The 642-nt window shown below is 58.3% G+C and carries 1 protein-coding gene; it reads right to left on the minus strand.

The window, feature by feature from the left end; translation table 11 throughout:
- Nucleotides 1–128: 128 nt before the first annotated feature.
- Nucleotides 129–446 carry a putative quinol monooxygenase gene (locus ABD112_RS11515; protein ID WP_343926012.1) on the minus strand — a complete coding sequence of 106 codons (318 nt, stop codon included), beginning with the start codon at nucleotides 444–446 and terminating at the stop codon, nucleotides 129–131.
- Between the last annotated feature and the right edge of the window lie 196 nt (nucleotides 447–642).

Below are 642 nucleotides of genomic sequence, written 5' to 3' on the forward strand. Positions count from 1 at the left end.
ACAACCCTGCATGAATTAAGTCTTAATCAGCCCCCGAAAATACTGGGAAGGCGCGCCTTAAAACGCCAAATCGACCACCAAATTAATCAGCGGTCTCCTAGGCGGTAGCGGCCGAACGCTGGCTCTGCTTAGAGCGCACCTTGAGTCGGGGTTCCCATCGGAATCGCCGTCATCCGTGTCACGTCGACAGGAACCGTGAGGTGTTCGCCGATCTCAGCCACAAGCGCTACCACTGCGGGGCTTGAGCCGTGAGCGTCGAGCAACTCCACCGACTCCCACTTCTCGATCATCACGAGCGAACCATCGGCAACCTCGTGGATGGCATAAAGCTCGCAGCCTGGCTCCTCATGCACCGCAGCAAGGGCAGGCCGGAGGGCGTCGATCACGATGTCACGGCTCTCGGGGCGAGGGTGGAATATGGCAGTGACAATCACAGGCTGGCTCATACTGCCCACGCTACTCCCGTTACCTTGTTTATATCCCCGGATGGTGTTTGTATCTGAGGACGTTGGCCCGTCGGGTCCGGCATGATTATTTCCCCCAGTCGTTCATGATCCGGGGGGTGCTGTCACCGGGCCGGATTGGTATCAGGTGATCGCTAATAGGGGCCGGACTGTAGTCCAGGCCATTCGTAACGTGGAT

The organism is Rhodoglobus aureus (assembly GCF_039527955.1).
Classification (GTDB): Bacteria; Actinomycetota; Actinomycetes; order Actinomycetales; family Microbacteriaceae; genus Rhodoglobus; species Rhodoglobus aureus.